The 20,147-nt window shown below is 62.8% G+C and carries 17 protein-coding genes; 10 read left to right on the top strand and 7 right to left on the bottom strand.

The window, feature by feature from the left end:
• Positions 1-646: 646 nt before the first annotated feature.
• A complete protein-coding gene (locus FHX14_RS08100; RefSeq protein ID WP_184376804.1) occupies positions 647-1,375 on the bottom strand; it encodes a copper homeostasis protein CutC in 729 nt (242 codons plus the stop codon).
• On the bottom strand, positions 1,372-2,604 hold the full coding sequence (locus FHX14_RS08095) for a LysR family transcriptional regulator (RefSeq protein WP_184376803.1): 1,233 nt from the start codon (positions 2,602-2,604) through the stop codon (positions 1,372-1,374). The genes FHX14_RS08100 and FHX14_RS08095 overlap by 4 nt, the downstream gene beginning before the upstream one ends.
• Before the next feature lie 444 nt (positions 2,605-3,048).
• On the opposite strand from FHX14_RS08095, the gene FHX14_RS08090 reads away from it, so the two are divergent.
• The 6 genes from FHX14_RS08090 to FHX14_RS08065 all read left to right on the top strand — a co-directional run bounded on the left by FHX14_RS08090 (position 3,049) and on the right by FHX14_RS08065 (position 9,881).
• Positions 3,049-3,957 carry an ABC transporter substrate-binding protein gene (locus FHX14_RS08090; RefSeq protein WP_184376802.1) on the top strand — a complete coding sequence of 303 codons (909 nt, stop codon included), beginning with the start codon at positions 3,049-3,051 and terminating at the stop codon, positions 3,955-3,957.
• Positions 3,958-4,044: 87 nt separating this feature from the next.
• Positions 4,045-5,211, top strand: a complete 1,167-nt coding sequence (locus FHX14_RS08085) for an ABC transporter permease (RefSeq protein WP_184376801.1) — start codon at positions 4,045-4,047, stop codon at positions 5,209-5,211.
• On the top strand, positions 5,208-6,152 hold the full coding sequence (locus FHX14_RS08080; protein ID WP_003588813.1) for an ABC transporter ATP-binding protein: 945 nt from the start codon (positions 5,208-5,210) through the stop codon (positions 6,150-6,152). The genes FHX14_RS08085 and FHX14_RS08080 overlap by 4 nt, the downstream gene beginning before the upstream one ends.
• Positions 6,149-6,898, top strand: coding sequence for an ABC transporter permease (locus FHX14_RS08075; RefSeq protein WP_184376800.1), 750 nt, complete (start codon positions 6,149-6,151; stop codon positions 6,896-6,898). The genes FHX14_RS08080 and FHX14_RS08075 overlap by 4 nt, the downstream gene beginning before the upstream one ends.
• A 47-nt stretch (positions 6,899-6,945) precedes the next feature.
• Entirely contained in the window at positions 6,946-7,341 is a 396-nt protein-coding gene (locus FHX14_RS08070; RefSeq protein ID WP_184376799.1) for a VOC family protein, read from the top strand.
• An 83-nt stretch (positions 7,342-7,424) separates the two neighbouring features.
• Positions 7,425-9,881 (top strand): glycoside hydrolase family 2 protein, encoded by a 2,457-nt coding sequence (locus FHX14_RS08065; RefSeq protein WP_184376798.1) that lies wholly within the window; start codon positions 7,425-7,427, stop codon positions 9,879-9,881.
• Positions 9,882-10,100: 219 nt separating this feature from the next.
• On the opposite strand, the gene FHX14_RS08060 is transcribed toward FHX14_RS08065, so the two are convergent.
• Positions 10,101-10,493: a PRC-barrel domain-containing protein gene (locus tag FHX14_RS08060; RefSeq protein ID WP_003588818.1), complete on the bottom strand. Its 393-nt coding sequence runs from the start codon at positions 10,491-10,493 to the stop codon at positions 10,101-10,103.
• Positions 10,494-10,740: 247 nt separating this feature from the next.
• On the opposite strand from FHX14_RS08060, the gene FHX14_RS08055 reads away from it, so the two are divergent.
• From FHX14_RS08055 to otsA, 3 genes are all read left to right on the top strand, one after another.
• Positions 10,741-12,441 (top strand): long-chain fatty acid--CoA ligase, encoded by a 1,701-nt coding sequence (locus tag FHX14_RS08055; protein WP_184376797.1) that lies wholly within the window; start codon positions 10,741-10,743, stop codon positions 12,439-12,441.
• A 138-nt stretch (positions 12,442-12,579) separates the two neighbouring features.
• Entirely contained in the window at positions 12,580-14,205 is a 1,626-nt protein-coding gene (gene pgi, locus FHX14_RS08050; protein WP_184376796.1) for a glucose-6-phosphate isomerase, read from the top strand.
• A 434-nt stretch (positions 14,206-14,639) separates the two neighbouring features.
• Complete coding sequence (gene otsA, locus FHX14_RS08045; protein WP_184376795.1) at positions 14,640-16,031, top strand: alpha,alpha-trehalose-phosphate synthase (UDP-forming); 1,392 nt, start codon at positions 14,640-14,642, stop codon at positions 16,029-16,031.
• A gap of 244 nt (positions 16,032-16,275) precedes the next feature.
• On the opposite strand, the gene FHX14_RS08040 is transcribed toward otsA, so the two are convergent.
• The 3 genes from FHX14_RS08040 to FHX14_RS08030 form a co-directional block, all read right to left on the bottom strand.
• Positions 16,276-17,202 carry a carbohydrate kinase gene (locus tag FHX14_RS08040; protein WP_184376794.1) on the bottom strand — a complete coding sequence of 309 codons (927 nt, stop codon included), beginning with the start codon at positions 17,200-17,202 and terminating at the stop codon, positions 16,276-16,278.
• Between the two features lie 62 nt (positions 17,203-17,264).
• Positions 17,265-17,954: an orotate phosphoribosyltransferase gene (locus tag FHX14_RS08035; RefSeq protein ID WP_184376793.1), complete on the bottom strand. Its 690-nt coding sequence runs from the start codon at positions 17,952-17,954 to the stop codon at positions 17,265-17,267.
• A gap of 70 nt (positions 17,955-18,024) precedes the next feature.
• The gene (locus FHX14_RS08030) at positions 18,025-18,681 is read right to left on the bottom strand and encodes a TetR/AcrR family transcriptional regulator (RefSeq protein ID WP_184376792.1); all 657 of its coding nucleotides are present in this window, start codon (positions 18,679-18,681) and stop codon (positions 18,025-18,027) included.
• Positions 18,682-18,779: 98 nt separating this feature from the next.
• On the opposite strand from FHX14_RS08030, the gene FHX14_RS08025 reads away from it, so the two are divergent.
• Positions 18,780-19,262, top strand: coding sequence for an anthrone oxygenase family protein (locus FHX14_RS08025; protein ID WP_184376791.1), 483 nt, complete (start codon positions 18,780-18,782; stop codon positions 19,260-19,262).
• 186 nt (positions 19,263-19,448) lie between these two features.
• Here the strand turns inward: FHX14_RS08025 and FHX14_RS08020 are convergent, their stop codons facing one another.
• Positions 19,449-19,985 carry a glyoxalase superfamily protein gene (locus FHX14_RS08020; protein ID WP_184376790.1) on the bottom strand — a complete coding sequence of 179 codons (537 nt, stop codon included), beginning with the start codon at positions 19,983-19,985 and terminating at the stop codon, positions 19,449-19,451.
• Between the last annotated feature and the right edge of the window lie 162 nt (positions 19,986-20,147).

Genomic DNA, 20,147 nt, shown 5'->3' with positions numbered 1-20,147 from the left:
TCACCCCAATCCAATGCTTGCAACGAATCGCTCATGACCAAGATGAATCACTCGCGACCATCACCGTCAAGACTAAGTTAGCGCGTATGGGGTCAAGCCCGAGTATGACGGAGGGTGGGGAAACCACGCGGCAAGGGCCGGGACGCTTGGAGCAATTCCAAAGGTGGGCGCCGGTTTTTATGTCCCCGATCGCGTAAAAATAGGGAAAACCCGCGGTCCCAATTTTCTTGTCGTTTGGTGCCTACGGCACTTACTTGCCGCAACGCCCACACCACACTCCGTCGTCCTCGGGCTTGACCCGAGGACCCATGCGGCAAGCGCTGCGTTTTTGTTGAAATGAAAAGCCGAACAAATCAGGCGGAGTGCTTGCGGCATGGATACTCGGGTCAAGCCCGAGTATGACGGAGAATGGGGAAACCCGTGCGGCAAGAGGCGGAACGTCCGGCGGAATTACGGCAAGATGCGCGAGTGCGGATCGCGTAAAATAATCGGCGGCAATTCCTACAAACCACCACGCACGTGCGATCCTTGCCGCAGCGCCCACCCCACTCCGTCGTCTTCGGGCTTGACCCGAGGATCCATGCGGCAAGCACTGAATTCGCGTTTCAAAAGCGCGAAACGCTTTCCGTCCGGAATTACGAGACCGCTAACGCTCCATTGACGCAATCGCCCTGCACATCTCCCTGACCACCGCACTATCTGTCCGGCTGGCGCTCTTCGCCTCGAAACCAAAGGCGACCGCGCGTGGATCGGCGCTTTGAACCGGTGAGCTGCAGGAGCCATGGACCTCGCGAGCGCCGGTTGCCTGCAAGATGGCGGTGACGTTGGCGGGGCGGATGCCGCTGCCGGGCATGATGGATATGCGGCCGGCGGCCTTTGCCGAGAGGCGTTTCAAGGTTTCGGTTCCGTCGGCCGCCTTCGGCGCGCAGCCGGAGGTCAGGATGCGCTCAACGCCGAGTTCGACGGCCTGCTCCAGCGCCTGATCGGCATCCGGCACCAGATCGAAAGCCCGATGCAGGGTCGAGCCGAGGCCTGAAGCATGCGTCTTCAGACGGTGGATCAGCGGCATGTCGAGCGTACCATCGGGCCGGTTGGCGCCGATGACGACGCCGGCAAGGCCTGCCGCGCGCACGGCGTCGATATCGAGCATCATCGCTTCCTCGTCCGCCCTGTCGAAGATGAAGGGACCGGCGTGCGGGCGGATCATCGCGTAGACGGGGATGGGCGCCCTGGCGGCGATCCGCATCAGGCTCGGCAAGGGCGTCAGGCCGCCGAGCTCCAGCGCCGAACAAAGCTCGATGCGGTCGGCGCCGCCCTCGATTGCAGCGGCAAGGCCGTCGGCGCTGTCGACGCAAACTTCCAGCAAGATCGTCATGCCGCGCTCTCCCTTACTCTGTCGGTCGGCGCGACAGGTTCCGACGTCAGTCTCGCCGCCGCGGCGATGATCATTGCGCAAGCATCGGCAGCAGCTTTGCGATGGTTGAAGGCGACGTGATAGGACATCGGCAGATGTTCGTCGAGATCGACGATGCGCACCTTGTCGGCGATCGGCATGGCGCTGACGCGACCCAAGAAAGAAACGTAGCCGTGATTGGCGACGAGGTCGACGATCACGGGCAGCGAATCCGCCGCGGTGATATCCTGGCTGCGGAACCGCCGGTTGGGCGCGCGCTCATAGCTGAAGGCCATCGCCGCGTGGCCGAGGCCGGTGCGCGGGCTCGGCATGCAGATCGCATGGCCGGCGACGAGATCGGCGACATTCGTCTCGGTACTCTCAGGCGGCGCGATCACCACCATGTCGGTCTGCAGCAGCTCGCGATGGCGGAAGCTTTCCAGCCCGAAGACCGAATCCAGAATGGCGACATCGATGCGGCCGCTCTTCAACGCCTCGCGCAGATCATCGGCGGTCATCGAGACCAGCGAGATCGCATTGTTGCTGCGGCGGGCATTCCATTCGGACACCAGCGAGCCCAGGCAGCGCGCCACCCAGCTTTCCGAGCCCGTGGGGATGATCGAGCCGATGCGCAGCGATCGGGCGGTGCGCCGATATCGCTCGTCGGCCGACGATTTCATATCGTTCCAGGCCTGGCTGATCGCCGTGAAGATCTGGTAGGCGCGCCTGCCCTCCTCCGTCAGCACCGAGCCCTGCGCCTGCCGCTCGAACAGGCGGCCACCCAGAAATTTCTCCAGATTGGCAAGCTGAAGCGAAAGCTGCGGCTGACCTAAGCGAAGACGGCGGGCGGCGCGATTGATGCTGCCCTGATCGGCAACTTCGAGAAAACGCTCCATGGTGACGATCTTGACGGGAATGCGGGATGCCCAGGCCTCGTAGGCATCGGCGGCCGCAACGTCATGACCGGTGAAGTGACCGAGTTCGCCGATTGCGGCCATGATCGGCTCCAGTCCCTCCAGCACCCTGCCGCTGGCAAGGAGCGTCACCAGCTCGCCTGAGGCGCGTTCCGTCAGCTTCATCGCGAGCTCGGTTTCGAGATGGCGGATGGCCGTCGAGACGGTGGAGGGCGACAGCTGGAAGCGCCGCGCGGTCTCGCGCACCGAACCGGAGGTCAGGACATGGTGGCTTATGAACAGGGCGCCGAGATGCAAAAAGGCTGGCTCCGGAAAGCGCTGGAAAAACCGGACGATATGATGTGTTCACGAAAAAAGATATCCCTGCTTCTTAAGAGGCGGGCTATCGTTTCGTCATAGAAAAATCCGGGCGGCGGCAATCCGCAACAGAGCACCGGACCACCGCGGAAACACGCAAGGGGACAAAAACAAATCGCGCCGGCCCTGGAAAAGGGAATGCGTTTCCACGCGTAGAGATGCATTCGCCGCCATAATCGTGCCGCGACTGCAAATACTGGAGGGGGCTTGCATCGATTTTTCGGGCGTGCACGCTATTTCCATGACGCACGCAATTCCGGCATGGTGGCGACGTCGTCGCGCTGGCTGGCGGACTTTCTGTGCGCAGAGCTCCCGCTCGGGACTTGCGCACCTGCATAATGCAGCAATTCAAAGTGCTAACGGTGTCAACCAAGGGGATATTCCATGCTGAAGAAACTCGCACTCGCCGTCTCGCTCTCCGCCTTCGCGGCGGGTGCGGCTCACGCCGCGGATGTCGTCGTCTCGTCGAAGATCGACACTGAGGGCACGCTGCTCGGCAATGTCATTGCGCTTGCGCTCGAAGCCAACGGCATCAAGACGCAGGACCGTATCGCACTCGGCGCCACGCCGGTCGTGCGCAAGGCGATCACCGCAGGGGAAATCGACATCTATCCGGAATATACCGGCAATGCCGGCTTCTTCTTCAACAAGGCCGATGATGCCGCCTGGAAGAACATCGACCAGGGTTACGAGCTGGCGAAGAAGCTCGATTACGATGCCAACAAGATCGTCTGGCTGACGCCGTCGCCCGCCAACAACACCTGGGCGCTTGCCGTGCGCAGCGATGTTGCCCAACCGAACAAGCTGAAGAGCCTGACGGACTTCGGCAAATGGGTTGCCGGCGGCGGTGCCGCCAAGCTTGCGGCGTCTTCCGAATTCGTCAATTCGGCCGGCGCGCTTCCCGCTTTCCAGACGACCTACGGCTTCCAGCTGAAGCCCGACCAGATGGTGGTTCTGTCCGGCGGCGACACGGCGGCGACGATCAAGGCGGCCGCCGACCAGACCAACGGCGTCAACACCGCCATGGTCTATGGCACGGACGGCGCAATCGAAGCGGCCGAACTTACCGTTCTCGAAGACGACAAGAACGTGCAGCAGGTCTATGCACCGACCCCGATCATCCGCGAGGAGGTGCTGAAGGCCAATCCGAAGATCGAGGAAGTGCTTTCGCCGATCTTCAAGAGCCTGACCGCCGACGAACTGCGCAAGCTCAATGCCAAGATCCAGGTCGACGGCGAGCCGGCGAAATCCGTCGCCGAAGCCTATCTCAAGGAAAAAGGCTTCCTGAAATAATCATCGCTCGCTCCGCCCGATTGCGGGCGGAGCCTCCCTTTGCTGATAGGGTTGGCCGGACGGGACTGGTCAGACAGGGTTGATTTGATGGAAGAAACCTCAGCGGTCCGCAGGCTGGACCGGCTCGGCTTGGTTCTGGTGGCGGGCGGCATTGCGGCGACGGCGCTGATGCCCTTCATCTATGTCAAGGCGAACCGCATCGCCGCCGGCAAGCCGATGCTGCTGACGCAGCTTCTTCCTCAGCCTTCCGTCGTCATCCTGACCGTGCTGCTCATTCTCACGGCCTTGGCCACGCTGTTTCTCCGCAATGCTCTTGCCCGCCTCGTGATCGCCACGCTCTGCCTTGCGGCGCTGGTCGTTGCGATCGGCCTCGTCTCGACGGCGGCAACGCCGCCGGGCAGCACGGTGGCGCGGATGACGCCCGGCGGCGGCTTCTGGGTGCTCTTCGCGGTGATCGGGCTCGTCATCTCGGATGCGCTGGTGAAGATAAGGCTGCCCCCCTGGATGCGGGTCGCAGCGCTTACAGGCTACACGGCGCTGCTCTTCATCTCGCTCGCCTCCGGCCTGCTCGACAGCCTGTCGATCATGAAGGAGTTCTCGACGCGGGCGCCGCAATTCGAGACGGAAGCGATTTCGCACCTGCTGCTGGCCTTCGGTTCACTCGCCATCGCCATTATTCTCGGCCTGCCGCTCGGCATCCTCTGCTTCTGGGTGCCGAAGTTGCGGGCAATCGTGCTGCAGGGCCTCAGCCTGATCCAGACGATCCCCAGTCTCGCGCTCTTCGGCCTGCTGATGCTGCCGCTCGGTTATCTCGCTACCCATGTGCCGCTGGCATCGGCCATCGGCATTCGCGGCATCGGCACAGCGCCCGCCTTGATCGCGCTGGTGCTCTATTCGCTGCTGCCGATCGTTGCCAACACCGTCGTCGGCCTTCAGGGCGTCGACCCTTCAGTGCGCGATGCCGCGGCCGGCATGGGGCTGACGCGCCGGCAGATCCTGACCGGCATCGACATGCCGCTTGCCTTTCCCGTCATCCTCACCGGCATCCGCATCGTGCTGGTGCAGGCGATCGGCATGGTGACGATCGCCGCGCTGATCGGCGGCGGCGGCTTCGGCATCTTCATCTTCCAGGGGCTCGGCCAGACGGCCATGGACCTCGTCCTGCTCGGCGCCGTGCCGACCGTGTTCTTCGCCTTCTCATCGGCCGTCATCCTTGATGCGGTCATCGACAGCATCCGGAGATCCGCCGCATGAGCATGATCGAGATCAGGAACGTCACCAAACGCTATGGCGCAGCCACCGTCGTCGACAATGTCTCGATGAACGTCGAGAAGGGCGAGATCACCGTCATCGTCGGCACCTCCGGCTCCGGCAAATCGACTCTGATGCGGATGATCAACCGGCTGGTGCCGATCACCGAAGGCGAGATTTTCGTCGGCGGGCAGAATGTGATCGACGTTGAGGTGACGGAGCTGCGCCGCAAGATCGGTTATGCCATCCAAGGGCACGGGCTCTTCCCGCATCGCACCGTGGCGCAGAATATCGCCACCGTGCCGCAGCTTCTCGACTGGGATTCGGCCCGCATCGCCAGACGGGTCGAGGAACTGCTCGGGCTGTTCAACCTCGATCCGGCTGATTTCGCCGACAAATATCCGCACCAGCTTTCCGGCGGCCAGCAGCAGCGCGTCGGCGTTGCCCGGGCGCTGGCGGCCGAACCGGAACTGCTGTTGATGGACGAACCCTTCGGCGCGCTCGATCCGGTCATCCGCGGCAAAGCACAGGACGACCTGCTGGCGATCCAGAAGCAGTTCGGCACCACTGTCATCCTCGTCACCCACGATATGGACGAGGCCTTCCATCTCGGCAACCAGATCGCGGTGATGAGCCAGGGCCGGCTGCTGCAATGCTCGACGCCGGAAAAGATCCTCACCGAACCCGCCGATCCCTTCGTCCAGCAATTGACCGGCACCTCCGACCGGGCGCTGAAACTGATGTCGCTGCTGCCGCTGAAGGAGAGCATGGAGCCGGCCAAGAGCGGTCTCGCCTATGCCCTGCCGCAATCGCTCAGCCTGCGCGACGCGCTCGCCGAAATGATCTGGCAGGGGGTCGACGAGGCGGCGGTGCAGGATGGCGAGAAGGCGCCTGTGGGATCGATCTCGATGAGCCGGCTGCTCGAACTGGGCCGCAAGGCATGAAACTCCTCGTCGCCAATCTCTTCCGCCTGGCAGCACTCGCCCTGCTGCTCATCCTGCTGTTCAGGACCGAGTGGCTGTCCTTCCTGCTGGTGCCGCTGACCAACAACAATGCCCCTGCCGTCTATACGCAGAACAGCCTTGCCTCGCTCGCCGTCGGCCATCTGCAGCTGGTGATCGGATCGATTGCCTGCAGCGCCGTGCTCGCCGTTGCCGGCGGCATCTTCGTCACCCGCGAGAGCGGCGCCGACTTTCTGCCGCTGTCGCGGGCGATCGCCAATGCCGGACAGACCTTTCCACCGGTGGCGGTGCTGGCGCTTGCCGTTCCGGCCACCGGCTTCGGCGCCATGCCGACGCTGATCGCGCTCTTTCTCTACGGCCTGCTGCCGATCTTCGAAAACACCGTCGCCGGGCTGAAGCAGGTGTCGCCGCAGGTTCTCGACGCCGCCGACGGCATGGGCATGAACGGCAGGCAGAGGCTGTTGCGCGTCGAGCTGCCGCTTGCCCTGCCGCTGATCCTCGAAGGGCTGAAGGTTGCCACCGTGATCAATATCGGGACGGCGACGATCGGCTCGACGGTGGCGGCAAAGGGCCTCGGCGAGGTGATTATTGCCGGGCTGATTTCCGACAATACCGCCTTCATCCTGCAGGGCGGGCTGATCGTCGGCTTGATGGCGGTGCTGATCTATGACGCCATGGGCCTTGTCGAAGCGGCGATCACCCGAAGAATCGGCTTGCGCCCGGCGTGAAAGCACCGCTACCAAGACTGCTGTGACCGAAAGAATGGGAGGCAGAATTGGCGAAGATGATCCACTCGATGATCCGCGTTCTCGACGAGGCGCGCTCGGTCGAATTCTACAGCAAGGCCTTCGGCCTTTCGGTTGCCGACCGCGTCGATTTCGAAACCTTCACGCTGATCTATCTCAGCAATGCCGAGACCGGCTTCGAGCTGGAGCTGACGGTCAATAAGGGCCGGATCGAACCTTACGATCTGGGCAATGCCTATGGCCATCTCGCCGTCTCCGTCGAGGAGGTCGCCGTCGAGCGCGAGCGGCTGTCGAAACTGGGGCTGAAACCGGGCCAGCTGGTGGAGCTCAACCGCGACGGCAAGCTTTTCGGCTTGTTCTTCTTCATCAGCGATCCGGACGGCTACAAGATCGAAGTGCTGCAGCGCCACGGCCGGTTTCTCTGACGCACAATGCGCCGCGGCCGATCGCGGCGCCCTTCCAACGACACCTCACCCCACAGTTTCGAGCGGCATAATCAGGAGCCCGCATGATCGAGAAGACCACGCTCAATTCCGGCTGGACACTCCACTGCAACGATACAGGAAGGCCCGGCCTGCCGGAATCGATCGCCGCGACCGTGCCGGGATGCGTGCATCTCGACCTTCTCGCCAATCGGCTGATCCCCGATCCCTATATCGACGTCAACGAGATCACCAACGACTGGATCGGCAAGGCCGACTGGACCTATCGCTGCACCTTCGAGGCCGCGCCTGACGATGACACGGCGCAGGAGCTGGTCTTCGACGGGCTCGATACGATCGCGGTGATCGCGCTGAACGGCGAGGAGATCGGCCGCAGCTTCAACATGCACCGCACCTATCGTTTCGATGTTTCCGGGCAGCTGAAAACGGGCGCCAACGAACTCACGGTCACCTTCCGCTCCGCCTATGCCTATGGCGCGGAGATGGAGAAGCATTACGGCTACCGGCCGAACAACTATCCGGGACCGGGCAATCTGATGCGCAAGATGGCCTGCAATTTCGGCTGGGACTGGGGCCCGACGCTGGTGACGGCGGGCCTCTGGAAGCCGGTCAGGCTGGAAGGCTGGGATCGGGCGCGGCTTGCCGAGACACGGGTTTCGGCAAGTCTTGCCGGCGGCGACGGGCTGGTGAAGGTGCAGGCCCGGCTGGCGCGGCATGGCGACGGAGCGGCGTGCAGGCTCGCCGCGACAATCGGCGGCGTGATCAAAACGGTGGCGATCGGCGCCGGCGAAGAGGCGGTTTCTTTCGAGCTTACCCTCCCCTCGCCGCAGCTTTGGTGGCCGCATCATCTCGGCGCGCAGCCGCTTTATCCCCTGACGCTTCAACTCGTCGACGAGGCCAGCGGCGATCTGTTCGACACTTACGAACGCGAACTCGGCTTCCGTTCGCTGAGGCTCGACACCGCAGCCGACGCACACGGCTCCGCCTTCACCTTCGTTATCAACGACGTGGCGCTGTTCATCGCCGGCGCGAACTGGATTCCGGACGATTGTTTCCCGTCGCGGGTGACGGCCGAGCGTTATGCGGCGCGGATCGAGGAGGCCAAGGCCGCCAATATCCATATGCTGCGTGTCTGGGGCGGCGGCATCTTCGAGCGTGACGAATTCTACGAAGCTTGCGACCGCATGGGCATGCTGGTCTGGCAGGATTTCCTCTTTGCCTGCGCCGCCTATCCGGAGGAGGAGCCGCTGAAGAGCGAGGTCGAGGCTGAGGTGCGCGACAATGTCGCGCGGCTGATGCCGCATGCCAGCCTGATCCTCTGGAACGGCAACAATGAAAACATCTGGGGTTTTGACGAATGGGGCTGGCGGCCGATCATCAAGGCGGGCGAAAGCTGGGGGCTCGGTTATTATCTCGATCTGCTGCCGAGGCTCTCAGCCGAACTCGATCCCGACCGGCCCTATTATCCCGGCAGCCCCTATTCCGGTTCGATGGAGATCGAACCCAATGCCGACGCGCATGGCTGCAAACATATCTGGGACGTCTGGAACGATGTCGGCTACGAGGTCTACCGCAACTATATCCCGCGCTTCTGCTCCGAATTCGGCTGGCAGGCGCCGGCCGCCTGGGCGACGATCGAAGAGAGCGTGCATGATCAGCCGCTGACGCCGCAATCGAACGGCGTCTTCCATCACCAGAAGGCCACCCAAGGCAATGACAAGCTGATCCGCGGCCTCTCCGGCCACCTGCCGGAACCGCAGACGATGGACGACTGGCACTTCGCCACCCAGCTCAACCAGGCCCGCGCCATCCGCTTCGGCGTCGAGCACATGCGCTCGCACCGATCGATCTGCAAGGGTGCGGTGGTCTGGCAGTTCAACGATTGCTGGCCGGTGACCTCCTGGGCCGCACTCGACTCGGCCGGGCGCCGCAAGCCGCTCTGGTATGCGCTGAAGGCCGCCTATGATCCGCGCCTCTTGACGATCCAGCCGCGCGGCGACGGGCTTTCGGCGGTGGCGGTCAATGAGAGAACGCTGTTCTGGCGGGCGAAGATCAGCGGCAGGCGTTTGCGGCTCGATGGCAGCGTGCTGGCCGAGTTCGAATTCTGGCGGCTGCTCTGCGACCGCTTCGAGGCCAAGGAATTTCCGCTGCCCGACGATATCGTCAGGCCCGGCTTACCGAAGGACGAGGTTGTTGTCGTCGAGATGCTCGACAGGCGAGCCTTTCATTATTTCGTCGAGGATATCGAGCTTGCCCTGCCGGCGCCACGGCTGAGCGTCGATGTCAGCGCGAGCGATGGCGAGTTTGCGGTTACGGTGACGGCTGAGAGTTTCCTCAAGGATCTCTGCCTGATGGCGGATCGGCTGGATCCGGACGCCGTGGTCGATACGATGCTGGTGACACTGCTGCCGGGCGAGAGCCATGTGTTTGCGGTGAAGACGGGCAAGACGATCGTCGCGGAGGATATCACCATCGGCACTGTGCTGCGGTCGGCCAATGATTTGGTGGCGGGCTCGCGGTAGTAGCTGCCCCTCACCCTAACCCTCTCCCCGTAAACGGGGCGAGGGGACGTGCCACGCGAGACGTTAGCGAGGGACGGAGAGGTTGCTGCATATCCCTTCGCCCCGCGAGCGGGGAGAAGGTGGCGGCAGCCGGATGAGGGGCTGGCCGCAGCAAACCTCCACGCACCAAAAAGGCCCCGCATCGCACGGGGCCCTTCCAGCTCAGCCTATCGGACGACGTTACATCCAGTAAGGCGGCACGCCGTAGTAATCATAAACTCGGCGGCCATTGTCGTTGTACCAGCTGTCGTCATCGTCCGCATAGCTCGGGGCGCCTTCGATCTGTTCCTTGGTCAGGTCGATGCGATAGCCATCCAGCTGCGTGTCGTAGTTCAGCTTTTCCCAGGGCAGCGGATAGTGATCGTGGCCGATGCCGAGGAAGCCGCCGAAGCTCAGCACGGCATAGGCGACGCGGCCGTCGAGCTTGCCGATGATCAGACGTTCGATCGAGCCGATATGCCTGCCATCGGCGCCATAGACACGGGTGCCTTCGACGCGGTCGCTGGCGATCAGCGAATGTGTGCTCTTGGCGTCCGGGTCACGGCGGTTGGCGTCAGTTTCCTGATTGAGCATGATTCATCTCCTTTGGGTTTCCTCGGATTGGGTATGGAAGATCAACGTCATGGCGGGTTCAAAGTTCCCCCTCTCCGGCACGATTGCGCCGTCGGCGAATGTTGACGTTTACGTCAAGGTTAGTATAGCTTCATTCGGCTTGAACCATTCGAGCAATGGCATAAGCTGCCGGACTGGAAGATGGAGGATCTTTCGGTCGATCTGCCGACCGATCGTCGGCGCGGCGGCCGCAAGGGAGAGAGACACGATGAACAGCATTTCCGTCCATCCGAACGGCTCCAAGCCTGAAAAACCCTGGCTTGCCGCCTATCCGGATGTGGTTCCGGCCGAGCTTCCGCCGCTGGAATATGCCTCGCTGGCGGAACTGCTGGAAAAATCCTGCGCCCGTTTCGCCGACCGCACCGCCTTTGCCAGCATGGGCAAGGCGATGAGCTACCGCGAGCTGGAAAGCCAGACGCGCAAGGTCGCCGCCTGGCTGCAGAGCACCGGCCTTCAAAAGGGCGACCGCGTCGCGGTGATGATGCCGAACGTGCTGCAGAACCCGGTCGCCACCTACGCCATCCTCAGAGCCGGTCTCGTCGTCGTCAACGTCAATCCGCTTTATACGCCGCGCGAGCTCGAACATCAGTTGCGCGATTCCGGCGCCAAGGCGATCTTCGTGCTGGAAAATTTCGCCCGCACGGTGGAGCAGGTCCTGAACAAGACCGACCTCAAGCATGTCGTCGTCACCTCGCTCGGCGAAATGCTGGGGCTGAAGGGGCTGATCGTCAATTTCGCCGTGCGCAAGGTGAAGAAGCTCGTTCCCTCCTGGTCGATCCCTCAGCACAAAAGCTTCGGCCAGGTGCTGCGCGAAGGGGCGAATAAAACCCTGCAGCCGGTCACGCTTGCCGGCAGCGATATCGCCTTCCTGCAATATACCGGCGGCACGACGGGCGTTGCCAAGGGCGCGGTGCTGACGCATGCAAACCTGCTTGCCAACAAGCTGCAGCTGTCGCTCTGGCTCAGATCGGCCTTCGAGCGCAAGAAACAGCCCGAGGTGCTGAATTTCCTTTGCGCTTTGCCGCTCTACCACATCTTCGCACTGACGGTGAATTCGCTGATGGGCATGTCGCTCGGCGCCCGCAATATCCTGATCGCCAATCCCCGCGACATTCCCGGCCTCGTCAAGGAATTCGGCAAGTCGGAGGTGCATATCTTTCCCGGCCTCAACACTCTGTTCAATGCGCTGATGAACAATGCCGAATTCGCCAAGCTCGATTTCTCCCCGCTGATCATGTCGCTCGGCGGCGGCATGGCCGTGCAGCGCCCGGTCGCCGAACGCTGGCTGAAAATAACCGGCACGGCGGTGACGGAGGGTTACGGCCTTTCCGAGACCTCGCCTGTTGCCACCGCCAACCGCTTCGATTCGCCCGAATTCACCGGCTCGATCGGCCTGCCGATGCCCTCCACCGATGTCGATATCCGCGACGAGGACGGAAAATCGCTGCCGCTCGGCGAGGTCGGCGAGATCTGCATCCGCGGGCCGCAGGTGATGGCCGGCTATTGGCAGAAGCCGGAAGAAACGGCGCGGGTGATGACCGCGGACGGCTATTTCCGCTCTGGAGATATGGGTTTCATGGACGCGCGCGGCTATACCAAGATCGTCGACCGCAAGAAGGACATGATCCTGGTTTCCGGCTTCAACGTCTATCCGAACGAGATCGAGGAAGTCGCCGCCATGCATGCCGGCATCCTCGAGGCAGCGGCGATCGGCGTGCCGGACGGGCATTCGGGCGAGGCGGTCAAACTCTTCGTGGTCAGGAAGGATCCGAACCTGACCGAGGCCGAGGTGAAGGCCCATTGCATCGCCAACCTCACCAATTACAAACGCCCGCGCTTCATTGAATTCCGCACCGAGCTGCCGAAGTCGCCTGTTGGCAAGATCCTGCGCAAGGACCTGCGCGGCTAAGTTTGACAGGTTGATGAAATTGCTAGCCATCCGCTTGCCGCGGGTGGCTTTTTTGTATCTGGAGCGGCGGCTGAACTTGATTTAGGCCGGATAAAGCGAATAGTTTCCGCAACCTTTCCGCCTCCAAAGGAGCCTCCCATGAACGCCATCGTCGAACAGCTGAAAAGCACCGCCGCCGCCACCAAGGCGACCGATCTCCGTGCGGCCTTCGCCGCCGATTCCGAGCGTTTTTCGCGCTTCTCCGTCTCGCTCGACGACCTGCTGATGGATTTTTCCAAGACAGCGGTGAACGACGACATCCTCAAGCTGCTGGTGAAACTCGCCGAAGAAGGCGGCGTCGAGAAGAAGCGCGAGGAGATGTTCTCCGGCAAGGCGATCAATTTCACCGAGGATCGCGCCGTACTGCACACCGCCCTGCGCAACCGCTCCAACACGCCGGTTCTGGTCGACGGCAAGGACGTCATGCCCGATGTCAACGCGGTGCTGGCCGCCATGGGCAAGTTCGCCGACGGCGTCCGCTCCGGCGCGCTGAAGGGCGCGACCGGCAAAGCGATCACCGATGTCATCAATATCGGCATCGGCGGCTCGGATCTCGGCCCTGTTATGGCGACGCTGGCGCTTGCCCCGTTCCATGACGGTCCGCGCGCCCATTTCGTCTCCAACATCGACGGCGCCCATATCGCTGATATCCTGAAGTTGGTGCAGCCGGAGACGACGCTCTTCATCGTAGCCTCGAAGACCTTCACCACGGTGGAGACGATGACCAATGCGCAGACGGCGCGCAATTTCATCGCCAAGGCGCTCGGCGAAGCGGCCGTGCAGCACCATTTCGCCGCCGTCTCGACGGCGCTCGACAAGGTCGCCGCCTTCGGCATCGACAGCGCCCGCGTCTTCGGCTTCTGGGACTGGGTCGGCGGCCGTTACTCGATCTGGTCGGCGATCGGCCTGCCGCTGATGATCGCGATCGGCCCGGAGAATTTCGGCAAGTTCCTCGATGGCGCCCATGCCGTCGACAATCACTTCCGTAAGGCGCCGATTACCGAGAACCTGCCGATGCTGCTCGGCCTGATCGGCTTCTACCATCGCAACGTGCTCGGTTATTCCACCCGCGCCATCCTGCCCTACGACCAGCGGCTGTCGCGTTTCCCCGCCTATCTGCAGCAGCTCGACATGGAATCGAACGGTAAGGGCGTCACCATCGACGGCACGCCGGTCGAGGGCAATTCCGGCCCGGTCGTCTGGGGCGAGCCCGGCACCAACGGCCAGCACGCCTTCTACCAGCTCATCCATCAGGGCACGAGCATCGTCCCGGCCGAATTCATGATCGCCGCCAATGCCTTCGAGCCGGAGCTGCGTCACCAGCACCAGCTGTTGATCTCCAACGTTCTCGCCCAGTCGGAAGCGCTGATGAAGGGCCGCAGCTTCGCGGAAGCCAAGAAGCAGCTGACCGATAAGGGCATGGACGACAAGAAGGCCGATTTCATCGCCCCGCACCGCGTCTTCACCGGCAACCGTCCATCGATCACCTTCGTCTACGACAAGCTGACCCCTTACGCCCTCGGCCGCCTGATCGCACTTTACGAACACCGCGTCTTCGTCGAAGGCGTGCTCTTCCGCATCAACTCCTTCGACCAGTGGGGCGTCGAACTCGGCAAGGAACTGGCAACGGGCCTGCTGCCTGTCGTCGAGGGCAAGGAGAGTGCTGCGGGACACGACTCGTCGACGCAGGGCCTTGTTGCGGCGCTGTCGAAGCTCGCGAAGTAAGTCCTCGCGGCAGCCGCCTCATCTTAACGCAAGCGGCCGGGCAGACGTCTATGCCCGGCCTCCGCGCCCTATCCTGGGAGCGGCGTCCCGCTGCGGGCTGCGACCCGCGCAGGCCATCCATGGGCCGATCGCGACGGGCGCCAACATCATCATTGCGGCCGCAGATGGTGAACCGACATCGGCAGGATCTTGTGCGCGCGCCCGCATCGCCGCCCGTCGTGCGGAAGCGGATGAAACGTTCTTCTAATGGAAAATTGTAGAAAGAATTCTTTCAATCTGCGGCAATCGCCCTAGATTCAAGCAAATTCTGTGCAGGGGCTCTTCCCAAGTCATGGCCTATCGAGCCTGGGGCGACGCTCCGTTCCATCACTCCCATCGGCCGATGAGCAGGCGCTTCCATGAAAAGCTGAACCGCTCTCAGGCAAAGGAACCCCATGAGCCGTCTGATCGTCGTTTCCAATCGTGTTCCCGTGCCGAGCAAGGATGGGGGTGCTGCTGCCGGCGGCCTGGCCGTTGCGCTGCAGGCAGCCCTGCAGGAGCGCGGCGGCATCTGGATGGGGTGGTCGGGAGAATCGAGCGGCGATCGGGAACCGGGCCCGCTATCGCAACAGCAGAAGGGCAACATCACCTATGCGCTGACCGACCTCACCGACACTGACGTCGAGGAATATTACCGCGGCTTTGCCAATCGCGTTCTCTGGCCCATCTGCCATTATCGCCTGGACCTTGCCGAATATGGCCGGAAGGAAATGGCCGGCTATTTCCGCGTCAACCGCTTTTTCGCGCACCGGCTGGCGCCGCTGATCGAGCCGGATGATATTATCTGGGTTCACGATTACCACCTCATCCCGCTGGCGGCCGAGCTGCGGCAAATGGGGCTGAAGAACCGGATCGGCTTCTTTCTGCACATTCCCTGGCCGCCGGCCGACATTCTCGTCACCATGCCGGTCCACGAAGAAATCATGCGCGGGCTTTCGCATTACGATCTCCTCGGCTTCCAGACCGACTACGACCTTCAGAACTTCGCCGGCTATCTCAGAAGAGAAGGCATTGGCGACGACCTCGGCAACGGATTGTTCGATTCGCACGGGCGGGTCTTCAAGGCCGGCGCCTATCCGATCGGCATCGAAACCGCTGGATTCGCCGCATTCGCCGAAAAAGCCGCAAACAACGTCATGGTCCAGAAGACCCGGCGCAGCATTGAAGGCCGCGATATGATCATCGGGGTCGACCGGCTCGATTATTCGAAGGGCATCATTGAGCGGCTGGAGGCGTTCGAGCGCTTCATCACCAGCAATCCGGCCTACCAGAACAAGGTGACCTTTCTGCAGGTCACGCCGAAATCGCGATCGGAAGTTCCCGAATACGAGCAGATGCAGAAGATGGTCGCCGAACAGGCCGGCCGCGTGAACGGCGCCATCGGCACCGTCGACTGGGTGCCGATCCGCTATGTCAACCGATCGATCAGCCGCAACGTGCTCGCCGGCCTTTTCCGCCTGGCGACGATCGGGCTGGTCACGCCGCTGCGCGACGGCATGAACCTAGTCGCCAAGGAGTATGTCGCCGCCCAGGATCCGGATCGCCCCGGCGTCTTGGTGCTATCGCGCTTCGCCGGCGCGGCCCGCGAGTTGAAAGGCGCGCTGCTGGTCAATCCATATGACGTCGAAGGCACGGCCAATGCCGTCGCCAGAGGCCTTGCCATGTCGCTCGAGGAACGCCGCGAGCGCTGGAGGATGATGATGGACCATCTGCTCTCGCACGACGTCTCGCTCTGGTGCGAGAATTTCTTGCGGGACCTGGTCACTGTTCCCGATCTTCGGCCGTAGCGTGGGTCCCTCTTCTCCCCGGCGGGGAGAAGGTGCCGGCAGGCGGATGAGGGGGCCGCACGGCACAATATAAAACTTATGCGAAACGCCGCGCTGCAGCGCCCTGAACAAGGTCGAAACGATTCCCGCGCGGCCGAATCCCGCAGCAGCGTTGTGAAGACCGGCTGCGCCGGCCCCCTCATCCGCCCTACGGGCACCTTCTCCCCGCTGGGGAGAAGAAGGAATCGAGAGGCTGGCCTATTCCCTAAAGCCCAATCTCCCGCGCCCAGGGCGGGTTGGCGCCGGCACGCGAGACGGTGACGGCCGCCGCCTTTGCGCCGAGCGTCAGGGCGTTGCGGACCGCCTGTTCGTCGAGCGCGGCGACTTGCGGCTTGGTCAGCAGGCCGTCCATCTTCAGCGAGGCCAGGACGCCGGCATCGAAGGTGTCGCCGGCGCCGACCGTGTCGACGACCGCAACACGCTGGCTCGGCACCGTCACCTTGCGCTCCCTGGTATAACCGGAGGCGCCTTCGGCGCCCTTGGTGATGACGACGAGCTTGGCGCCGTGGGCGAGCCAATGGGCGGCGAGCGCGTCATGGTCGCCTGCGAGACCGAACCAGTCGAGATCCTCGTCGGAGAATTTGACGATATCGGATTTGGCGGCCATGCGCTTGATGCGGGCCATATGCGTCTGTTTGTCCTTGATGAAGCCGGGGCGGATGTTGGGGTCGAGCGAGATGACGCGCTTTTCGGCCTCACGGTCGAGCAGCGCTTCGTAGGTTTCGCCGCAGGGGCTCGGGATCAGGCTGATGGCGCCGAAATGCAGCGCTTCGCAATCATCGCCAAGATCAGGCAGGTCGGCCTCGGTGATCATCCGGCCGGCCGTGCCTTCGTCGTAAAAGGCATAGGTCGCCTGGCCGTTGACGAGTTTGACGAAGGCGATCGTCGAGGGGCGCTGCGTAATGGCGCAGGGGCTGTAATCGACATTGCTCGCCTTCAGCGTCGCAAGCAGGATTTCGCCCATCATGTCGTCGGCAATACCGGTGAAGAAGGCGGTGGGAATGCCGAGGCGGCCGAGCGCGATGGCGGTATTGAAAATCGCGCCGCCGGCATAGGGCGCAAAGCCCTTTTCGCCCAGGGTGGTGTCCCTCGGCAGCATGTCGATCAAGGCTTCGCCGCAGCACAAAATCATCGAATTTCTCCCAACAGCACTGATATGTTCATCAACCGATTAAGCGGGCTTTTGTCAACTGGTTAGAGCGAAAGCTCACTGACGCCACCATTGCGTCCCGACCAGGCGAGCGGCGCATCGAGGAAGGCCTCGACCTCTTCAAGCGTCTTGTCGTCGAACAGCTTCTGCGCCTTGGCGACCGCGAGCATATTGCGCCAGGTGGCGATGTGATGCAGTCTCACCTTGCCGTCGGTAAAGCGCTGCTGGCCGAAGATGTCGTAGAAAAACAGCGCGATGCCGTGATCGACGATGCCGCCGGCAGCGCGCACGGCATCGATGAACTTGAACATGCTGGTTCCGGCCGTCGTCAGGTCCTCGATGACCAGCACGCGCGACCCTTCCGGCATGTGGCCTTCGATCTGGGCATTGCGGCCATGGCCTTTCGGCTGCTTGCGGACATAGATCATCGGCAGGCCGAGGCGATCGGCAAGCAGGGCGGCGAAGGGGATGCCGGCGGTCTCACCGCCGGCGATGCAATCGAACTGCTCGAAGCCGGCATCGCGCAGCAGGGTGCTGGCGGCGAAATCCATCACTGTCGAGCGGATGCGCGGGAAGGAAAGCAGCTTGCGGCAATCGATATAGACCGGGCTCGCCATGCCGGAGGCAAGTTTATAAGGCTGGGCGGCATTGAAATGCACCGCCTTGATCTCCCAGAGCATTTTGGCCACCAGTTCGGCCATGACGGCGCGGTCGGGAAATGTCGTCTGGATCATGCGGCTCTCCTTCAGCTTTGTGTCTCCGGCAATAGCAGCAAGAGCCCATCGTTTCCAGACGCAGGCGCGGCTATTCCAGCAACAGACGGCCGATATCGGGTCCCTGCATCTTCTTGAACAGGGCAATCGCCGCACCGCCCGCTTCCGCATCCAGCGAAACGGCATAACGCACGGCGGCGGCAAGCAGCTGCATGGTCAGCCGGGCGATCGCCAGAAGCTCGCCGCTGTCGCGATCCGGCCACAGGCGGGCGAGCACGGCGAGCAATGCCTGGGCATGGAATTCCATGTCCTCGGCATCGACCTGCTGCAGCAGCTTGTCGGTATGGGTCGCATGCCAGATGTCGCGCATCACCGGCTCGCGGCGGAAAAAGGCGTAATATTCGTCGGCGATATTGGCAAGCGCGCCGGTGAGCGCCGCAGCGTCGGTCACCTCAGCCAGTTCCGCCTCGACGCAGCGCCTGCCCTCCTCGTTGAAGCGCTCGGCCAATGTGCGGATGATCGCGCTCTTGTCGGGAAAATATTGGTAAAGCGCGCCGAAGGAGAGACCGGCCTTTTCGACGATCTCGCTCATCTTCAAGCCATCGCTGCCATGGCTTTCGATCAACTCGGAAGCGACGGCGAGGATCTTTTCGAAGCGGTCGCGGCCGCGCTGCTGGCTGGGGATCCGGCGCGGCTGCCCCGAATGCTGCTGATTGCGCCTGCGCGTTGCGGCCGGCTGCTCCGACATTGCCTGCTCCTCATGTTGACAAAGAAAATAAGAGAGTTTATCTCATTTTGCAAATAAGAGAGTTTCTCTTGTTTTCCACGCTTGGAAGGAGCTTCGACATGCAGTTCGTCCTCATCCTCTCGCTCGTCGCCGCGGCCATCGGCAGCGGCCTCGTCGCCGGCATCTTCTTCGCCTTCTCGACCTTCATCATGACCGCCTTCTCGCGCATCCCGGCCGAGCAAGGCATTGCGGCGATGAACTCGATCAACGTCACGATCGTCCGCTCGCCGTTCATGGCGCTCTTCGTGCCGACGGCCATCCTCTGCCTCGTCATCGCGGTGCTGGCGCTGATGAACTGGCGCGGCGGCGCATCCGCGCTGATGCTGGCGGGTGCGGCCCTCTATATCGTCGCCTCCTTCCTCTCGACCATCGTCTTCAACGTGCCGATGAACGATGCGCTGGAAAAGGCAACCGGCGGCGGGGCGCAGGCAGTCGAGCTCTGGACGGCCTATGTCAGGGACTGGACGTGGTGGAACCATGTGCGGACCGTGGCCTCGCTGCTCGCCTCGGTCGCCTTCGTCAGGGCGCTGATGATGGTTTGAGAAAGCGGTGCCGGTGGCTGCCCCTCATCCGCCTGCCGGCACCTTCTCCCCGCTCGCGGGGCGAAGGCGGATAGCCGCAACGTCTCCGTCCCTCGCCAACGTCTCGCGTGGCACGTCCTCTCGCCCCGTTTACGGGGAGAGGGTTAGGGTGAGGGGCAGCCACCGTACATTGCTACAGCGCCCCGCCTATCTCTGCTCGCAAAAAACGATGCGGTTGCTGAAGGGGTCGATGACGGTCATCTCCAGGCCCCAGGGGGCTTCCTCCACGCCGGGCTTCATGTAGCGATAGTCCTTGCCGGCGAGTTCGGCGTGGTAGGCGCGCACATTGGCGACGCGGACGAAGGCCTTGGCGCCGGGGCTGGCGTCGCCGGAATGCTCGCTCAAGTGCAGCGCCATGCCGTCGCGCGAGACCTGGCAATAGAGCGGGAAATTTTCGCCGAAGCGATGCTCCCAGTCGAGATGAAAGCCCAAGAAGTCACAATAGAATTCCATGGCCTTTTCCACCGAGAAGATGCGGAAGATCGGCATCGGCGGCTCGATGCCGATCGCGGAGCGGGGCGCACCCGCCGCATCGATCTTGGCCGAGAGGATATTCCATTGCTCGAGCCCGAACTGGCGGGCGACGATTTCGAGGGTCTCGCTGTGGGTCAGCGAAATGTCGCGGTCGGCAAGCGCCTGCCGCAAGGTCTTTGCCATGAGTTTGGCATCGCGAAAATCGCGCATATGTCATCCTTCCGTCGGCGGCAAACAGGACGATCAGTGCCCGCGTCTGCTGACCCGTTCGCCATCGATCGCCAAACGGCAAGGGATGTGAAGGATGGTTTGGATGCATTCACCATAACGCCGAAGCGTCGCGGGGCGGCTGGCCGCATCCGGCCGAGGGCG

It is taken from the genome of Rhizobium sp. BK619 (assembly GCF_014195245.1).
GTDB lineage: Bacteria > Pseudomonadota > Alphaproteobacteria > Rhizobiales > Rhizobiaceae > Rhizobium > Rhizobium acidisoli.
This window is presented reverse-complemented; position numbering and strand designations above follow the sequence as displayed.